The sequence below is a fragment of the Alcanivorax sp. HI0044 genome, from assembly GCF_001634945.1.
In genome coordinates this window covers 1-869 of sequence record NZ_LWEZ01000261.1, presented here as the reverse complement: position 1 = coordinate 869, position 869 = coordinate 1, and the positions used below count along the sequence as shown (strand labels likewise).

2 protein-coding genes are annotated in these 869 nt (G+C 56.8%); both read left to right on the top strand.

Annotated elements, in window-relative coordinates; all coding sequences use genetic code 11:
• Window positions 1–630, top strand: a 630-nt coding sequence (locus A3730_RS03265; protein ID WP_231883828.1) for a hypothetical protein, incomplete at its 5' end; no start/stop codon positions are given.
• A 51-nt stretch (window positions 631–681) separates the two neighbouring features.
• A partial coding sequence (locus A3730_RS03260; RefSeq protein WP_231883827.1) for a DUF1287 domain-containing protein occupies window positions 682–869 on the top strand: 188 nt, incomplete at its 3' end.

Below are 869 nucleotides of genomic sequence, written 5' to 3'. Positions count from 1 at the left end.
GTAAGCCGGGAGACGTTAATGCCGCTGTCGATCAAACGTGTGGTGCCACTGGAATCGTTCAAGTTGATTATCGAGTTCGACGATGGCCGTTTTCGCCAGTTTCCCTCTGCCCGGGTCGCGGATACACCGCTGTGGTTTCTGGCGTTTCCTCTCAAGCTGCGAGCCTGTGACGTCACCCCCGGGGCGCTGAGCTGGACGGCCCTGGATAAAACCCAGATGTGGGATGGCCAAAATGTGTGGGAGCAGGAAGCGTCGCTGGACGTGCCGGCACTGCTGAAGTGGTCTGAAGCAGTGGATTTTGCGGATTTGAAGACGGCGACCTTGACCCTGGGCATGGAGAACCGTGCACCCACCGAGCAGGATCAGCGGCATCATGTGTATACCGTTTCCATACGGCCCTTCTGCGATGACAAATGGTTGGTGCTGGGAGAAAGCATTGGTGGTGGGTTTGCCGAGCGGGGCGGTTCGGTGGCTCTGACGCTGGACAGTATCGATACGTTTGGTGACTGGAAGCGGCATTGTCAGCTTGCCGGTTGCGATTGGGTTGTTCCGTTTTTCCTCCGTGTTGATATGGATCATGCAGAGCGGGTGGACGACATCCTGCGGGCTTACCGGAACAGACTTCCCTGATGGCGGTCGGATAATGGATCTGAATGATTGGAAAGCGAGCGGGGTAGGGGTATGTCACAACGCCTGGGATGCGGGTTAGCGTTACTTTGGGGGCTGTTGTCAGGCGTTGTGCAAGCAAACGCTTTTCAACAGGATCTGGTGTCGGCGGCGCTTGAGCGCACGCAGCATCAGATTAGCTACAACGGCGCCTACTATCGGTTGGATTACCCCAATGGTGATGTGCCGGCGAATATCGGTGT